The following is a 6,250-nucleotide window of genomic DNA, read 5'->3' on the forward strand; positions in this document are numbered from 1 at the left end:
TTTCCTCCTCTCTTTTTCGGCAATTTTGGCACTGCACTTTTATTGTATCACTCCATAATATCCATTTCAATAATGGTGCTGTGTAAGTCGGCTTCTTACTCCAAGAATAATACACGGTCTTGATACGAATAGGCAGGATCAGTAAGGATAGGCATCCGTGCGATGCCTTCGAGGAATTGGAATAACGCACTAATTCTGCCATCGATAATCGTTGCCACGTCAGTCGCTTTATCCAGCATGTGTGTTTCAATTTTCTCGGTGATAGCTTTTCGCGCACTGCGAATTGCAAGCGCCGCTTCTACTGAACTCGCCGCGAGCAGCAATAAACCAAAGACGAAAATAAGCTTAAAGCGGATCGAGAACCGTCTTGCCTTTGCTTTTTCCATTGTAATGCAAACTCCTCTCTATAATAATAAAGGCATCTCTAAAAAAACATATCTGAGTTCTTAAAAGATGCCTTAAAACTTTATAAAGTACTTATCGAAGGATAATAAATTTTGCGCAGCGTGTCTACAGGTTCATCAAAGTTTGAATTTGTTGATTTCAGAAACTAAGCGTTCAATACTTTGCGTGTTTTTCCGGCTGATTTCAGTAACCTCATGAATAGCTTGATCAATATGTACGGTACTGGCAGCCATCTCGTTCATACTACCGGTAATAGTACGGGTAAGTGTATCAAGACGCTGCATTTCTTCGGCAATACTATCCCCGCCTTTCAGCATCTCTTCCGATCCGGCTTGTACTTCCATGGTTACTGTGCTGATATTTTTCATTGCACGCAGTACTTCTTTACTGCCGTTTTCCTGTTCACGCATCGATTCGGTAAGACGGTTGCTCATATTTTTTACTTGTTCTGCAAGGTGAAAAATATCGGTGAATTTTTTTTCGGCAACTTGAGATGAAGCAGACAGCATTTCAAGTTCACTGCTCAAAGATTTGAGTGTCGCAGTAATTACCTTGCCTTGTACAGAAGATTCTTCAGCCAGCTTTCTAATTTCATCCGCAACAACAGCAAACCCCTTCCCTGCTTCACCCGCATGAGCAGACTCGATCGCTGCATTCATAGCAAGCAAGTTTGTCTGCGATGCAATATGCTGAATAACATTCGATGCTTCCAGCAAACTGCCGGATTCCTCCGCAATTTTCTTTGATACTTGTGTTGCCGTTACAATACGTTCTTTCCCTTCATTAGTTACCGTTACAAGATTTTTAATGGTATCATCTGTTATTCCCAGTGTTTGTGTAATTGATGCAATATTAGCAACCATTTCTTCTACTGCGGCAGAAGACTGCGCAACACTGTCCGTTTGTGCAGCGATACTGCTATTGAGCTGCCGAATAGTCCGCACAATTTCTTCCATGGTTGCAGCAGTTTCGCTCACACTTGTACTTTGAATAAAAGATTGCTGTTTAACACTGTTAATATTTGCATTTATTTGATGAATTGCATCGGAGGTATCAATGATAGTATTCGCAAGGCTACTGCCGACATGGTGCATAATATCGGTATTTTCTTTTACCGCTCCAATAGATATTTGTACTTTTTCTATCGTTTCATTAAAATAGCGCGACATTTTATTAAATTCTTTTGCCGTGTGTACTTGAAGTCTTATCGTTAAATCGCCATCCCCCTTTGCAATATTTTTCAACGCGCGGTTAATAACGGTAAACATTGCAGTAAGATGTGAAAGCGCAAAGAAAATAATTCCGGCACATACTGCCAGAATAAGAGTACCGAATACTAATGCCCAGAGCCGAATCCGGTTTATCTGTTCGAAAATGGTTGTTTCCGGCTCCATAATACAAAATATCCAGGAGGTGGTTTCATCGTAATATGGAATAGAGAAATAATATTTGCTGCCGACTTTCACCCTTTTCAGCACACCGATTTCTGAAGTCATAGAACCGAGTACGGCTTTGTATACCGGTTCATTGATAGAATCGATACTGTCATTAAATGAATACCGTCCATGCACGAGAAAATGTCCCGCTTTATCAACAATAAAAGCAGTCCGTTTGCTGCTTGCGTGTTCCATAAACAGAGCTTGCAGCTTATCGATTTTGATATTTGTTGCCAGAACACCTACCATTTTGCCGTTCCGTTTCAGAGGAGTACTCATTGTAATCATCGGGATATTCCGGACGCTATCAAGATAGACATCCGTCAATGCAGTTTTTTGATGTGCGGATGCAGCAATATACCACGGACGTTGCCGGGGAACGAAGTCGTTAGGCGGCTGCCAATCTGAAGAATCAATATAAACCCCATTTTCCAGTCCTGCATAGACATCAAATATCTGTGCATGAAAACGTTTATCGACAGCAGACGCAATGGTATACATCTGAGCAGGATCATCGAGATGCAATTCAATATCACTTGCCGCCGCTTCCAATATCCGTGCCCGCTCTGCAATAAAGGAAGCCCATATCGAAACATAGTAATCTTTTTCTGCAGTGAGCGTCTCCTGTGCATTGGTGGTAATAATTTTTTTAACCTGAAAGAACCACATAAGAGATACGAGCAGCATAATAAGCGTAATAGGAATAATCAGCATAACTAAAAGCTGAGTCTTAATCGAAAGTGATGAATATTGAGCTTTCATGTGGCGGGAGTATAGCTTTTTTAAGTATAACTGTCTATCCTGTATGCTATCCGCAAAAACCGCTAAAGTTGACAGAATCCGCATTCGTTTGTATATTAGGGCTATGAACAATACTTCTTTTGACAATGTTTCATTGCAGCAGGCTAATGAAAAAATCACACAGCGGTTTATCACTGCCGTGTATGGATGGATGGTTGCAGCTCTTGCAATAAGCGGCGCTGCGGCGTTTGCTGTATTTAATAGCCAAACGCTTTTCTCTCTTATTTTCGGAAGCCGTTTTACGTTTTTCGGTTTGATTATTGCGGAAATTGCGCTTGTCTTTATGTTGACAGCAGGTATCAGAAAGATGAGTTTTACCGCAGCAGCGGTTGCGTTTATCGCTTACTCCTTGGTTAACGGATTGACGCTTTCATCGATTCTTTTTCTCTACACCGGAACATCGGTTGTACGGATTTTTATCATAACCGCTTTGATGTTCGGCGCAATGAGTATCTATGGTGCAACTACCGGAAGTAATCTGCAATCAGCAGGCAAGTATCTTATGATGGGCTTAATCGGTATTGTAATTGCATCACTTATCAATATCTTTTTACGCTCATCATCATTCGACTGGCTTATTTCTTTTGTAACAGTCGGTGTGTTTACCGGTTTGACAGCCTATGACAGCCAAAAAATAACTCAGGCTGCTAAGTATGCACAAGACAATGAAACATATAAAAAAGTTGCGGTAATTGGAGCTTTGGAACTGTATCTTGATTTTATCAATATCTTCTTAGCTCTTCTGCGGCTGTTTGGAAAAAGACGGTAGGACATTTTCTAAAAACGCAAGTTTTAGCGGTTCACGGTAGTTTATCCGCAAAGCGGATTAGGCACTGTGTTCCGCACGATGTGTTTATCGGCTGCAGTTTATCTCTATTGAAACCGCTTTATGCGTTCGTAGAGTGCTGCAGCAATGCGCAGAAGCTGCTCACGGGTATTCTGTGCGGGATCATCTAAAACGGTTTCTAAAAGATCATGCAGGATGAGTCCCAAGATTCTTCCTGCCGGAATACCGGCTGCAATCAAATCGTTCCCATTCACTGCTAAATCCTTAATACTGTACGCTCCGTCAGCCTGTAGGATTGCATCAATCCTCGCAGTAAATTCCGCTAAAAAGCTCGGTTCCCCATAGCTGCCGGTCAATCCAAACACATCCGCATAGCGTAATGCGAATAAATCGCTGATATTTTCTTTTCCGACGCGGACAATAAAGCGGCGTACTGCGGCATCAGTCCACGCCGGTTCATAGTGAAACATGTGCTGTGCAACCAAATGGGCTGTTTTTTCTATTTCGCTATTTGAGTATTTAAGCCGGCGCATAATAGTGCGGGTTAGCTTTTCCGAAACCGCTTCATGGAGGTAAAAGGTACAGCTTCCGTCTGCTGCTTCCTTGCGCACTGCCGGTTTCCCAATATCATGGAACAATCCTGCAAGGCGGATATGGAGATTATCCACTCCGGCAGGACAGGCATTGCAGACCAAAAAACTATGATCAAGCACATCAAAATGATGATAGACGCCTTGTTCAACACCTCTGCATTCTGCCAACTCCGGGATGAAAAGCGTAAGCAGCCCGGTAGATTCCAAAAGCCGCAGACCCGGAAGGGGTACCTCACAGATCAGCATTTTTGTGAATTCTTCCCGAAACCGTTCAATGGAAATTTTTTGCGTAATATGCAGTGTTTGGGGAATTGCTTGTAACGTTGAATCATCAATAGTAAAGCTCAACTGTGCTGCAAAGCGTACCGCACGCACCGGACGTAACCCATCTTCTAAAAATCGGTCTATGGGATTTCCTACCGTTTTAATGCATTTTTGGCGTATATCCTCTCTGCCTCCAAACGGGTCAATAACGGCGCCATCCGGAAGTGAGATTGCAATCGCATTCATCGTAAAATCACGGCGGGAAAGATCTTCTTCGATAGAAGCGGTATAAGCAACAGCTGTAGGGTGCCGCCCATCGCTATAATCAGCCTCTGTACGGAATGTTGTGCATTCAATATGCTTTTTTTTATAGATAATGGTAACCGTTCCGTGTTCAATACCGGTAGGAATAGTCCGCCTAAATAATTTCATCACATCTGCCGGACGTGCATCGGTTGCAATATCCCAATCACTTGCTTCTTTTTGTAAGAGAAAATCGCGGACTGCCCCTCCTACGAGATACACTGAAAATCCTGCTGTGTGAAAAACAGTACTGACTTCTTTTAGAATATCAGGAACCGGAAACCGCTGAATCATTGGTATGCCTGACTCCCCTTAAATAAAGAACCGTAAATCTTTTTTGATTGTCATATCAAACTGATATGCGATGATATAGGTTCCGGTAATTGCCGTTAGGGCATTGAGCGCCGCAGCTATTGATCCGATAAGAAAAGCTGCCGGACGTAAAATGAGATAGCCTGATTCAAAACCTCTGCCATAAAGTGCACAAATAGAGGCAAGAGCAATATAAGTTCCGCCTGCCGGAAAACGCCCCAAAAAGCATGAAAACAGGGATGCTATTCCCACCAGCCATAGCATATCCCGTACCCCGATGCCTAAGCTCGAATAGGATTTTAATATGACGATAAAGCTGACAGTAATAACCAAGGCAGAACCGGCTCTGCCGAAAATTGACATTACCGGCAGTGTTACGGACGAAATCCGCCTGCGCACTCCAAGACTTTCGTTTGAGTGACGCAATAAAACAGGGAGAGCAGCATGCATATCTTGTGAAAAAAAGGCTGCCAGCATCGGCGCTAAGCCCGCATAGAGCACACGGTAAGGATTTATATCCCGGCAGAAAATCTTTAATAAAAGCGGATAAATCAACAGTGCAGTAATCAATAGGTCGGCGAGTAAAAGAAGTGCAAAATCTGTGAATACGGCAGTCTGCTGCATAGTATGAAACCGTATCAGCCAATAGGCGGAAAGCGCTACCATTCCGAAGGCAAACATATCGACAAAGAATACCATCACCGCATACGAAATCCGCGCAAGAGAGTCAATCAATGTAATAGCCGGTTTTGCAATATTTCTATCAACTGCACACCCCGCTCCGGCAAATCCTCCGAAAATACACAGCGGCAGAATATAGCTTCCATTCAACAGGGCTTCAAAAGAGCTTGAAGGCAGCAGCTGTAAGAAGGATTCTTTTATACCGAGTACGGGAATGTCCGCAGTACCTTCAACAAAGATAGGAATGCGCGCGGGGGTATGGATGAGTACGGAGACTAAGCCGAGACACGCAAGCAAAACTGCGACTAGACTGATTGTTACGATAGTAACAAGTGCAATTTTTAGTATACTTCTGCTTTCACGTAACTCAAAAATACTGAGAGTGAAGCCGAAAAATACCGCAGGGTAGAGCGCATACCGCCCAAACTGTATAGCAGCCCGTGATAAAAATTCCGTTATTTCTATAAAAGCGGTATTTTCTGTTCCCGCAACAACAGCAAAGGTTACGCCTAAAATAATACCGATCACATATTTTAGCCAAATTTTCATACAGAGTGAGTGTAACCGAAAGATACAGCCTGCGTCAACTGAAAATACTGCGGGAAATGCGTCTTGGTAAGTTGTAAAATAAAATGCCCCAAAAAAGGAGAAAAGAAACGGTTCACCTG

Annotated in this window: 4 protein-coding genes and 1 pseudogene; 1 reads left to right on the forward strand and 4 read right to left on the reverse strand. The window is 42.9% G+C overall.

The window, feature by feature from the left end; genetic code table 11:
* Positions 1 to 98 precede the first annotated feature (98 nt).
* Positions 99 to 386: pseudogene (locus tag ACTTJ8_RS11140) on the reverse strand (methyl-accepting chemotaxis protein); the annotation flags it as partial.
* 135 nt (positions 387 to 521) lie between these two features.
* Positions 522 to 2,603 carry a methyl-accepting chemotaxis protein gene (locus tag ACTTJ8_RS11145; protein WP_442721226.1) on the reverse strand — a complete coding sequence of 694 codons (2,082 nt, stop codon included), beginning with the start codon at positions 2,601 to 2,603 and terminating at the stop codon, positions 522 to 524.
* 103 nt (positions 2,604 to 2,706) lie between these two features.
* On the opposite strand from ACTTJ8_RS11145, the gene ACTTJ8_RS11150 reads away from it, so the two are divergent.
* Complete coding sequence (locus ACTTJ8_RS11150) at positions 2,707 to 3,411, forward strand: Bax inhibitor-1/YccA family protein (protein WP_442721227.1); 705 nt, start codon at positions 2,707 to 2,709, stop codon at positions 3,409 to 3,411.
* A 104-nt stretch (positions 3,412 to 3,515) separates the two neighbouring features.
* Here the strand turns inward: ACTTJ8_RS11150 and ACTTJ8_RS11155 are convergent, their stop codons facing one another.
* Both ACTTJ8_RS11155 and ACTTJ8_RS11160 read right to left on the reverse strand, forming a co-directional pair.
* A complete protein-coding gene (locus ACTTJ8_RS11155; RefSeq protein ID WP_442719694.1) occupies positions 3,516 to 4,883 on the reverse strand; it encodes a CCA tRNA nucleotidyltransferase in 1,368 nt (455 codons plus the stop codon).
* 18 nt (positions 4,884 to 4,901) lie between these two features.
* A complete protein-coding gene (locus ACTTJ8_RS11160) occupies positions 4,902 to 6,131 on the reverse strand; it encodes a dicarboxylate/amino acid:cation symporter (protein ID WP_442719695.1) in 1,230 nt (409 codons plus the stop codon).
* Positions 6,132 to 6,250 lie beyond the last annotated feature (119 nt).

The sequence above is a fragment of the Treponema sp. genome (genome assembly GCF_052169735.1).
Lineage (GTDB): Bacteria > Spirochaetota > Spirochaetia > Treponematales > Treponemataceae > Treponema.

Coding starts and splice junctions, on each gene's coding strand:
- ACTTJ8_RS11145 (WP_442721226.1), bottom strand. CDS start 2,603: ATGAAAGCTCAATATTCATCACTTTCGATTAAGACTCAGCTTTTAGTT.
- ACTTJ8_RS11160 (WP_442719695.1), bottom strand. CDS start 6,131: ATGAAAATTTGGCTAAAATATGTGATCGGTATTATTTTAGGCGTAACC.
- ACTTJ8_RS11155 (WP_442719694.1), bottom strand. CDS start 4,883: ATGATTCAGCGGTTTCCGGTTCCTGATATTCTAAAAGAAGTCAGTACT.
- ACTTJ8_RS11150 (WP_442721227.1), top strand. CDS start 2,707: ATGAACAATACTTCTTTTGACAATGTTTCATTGCAGCAGGCTAATGAA.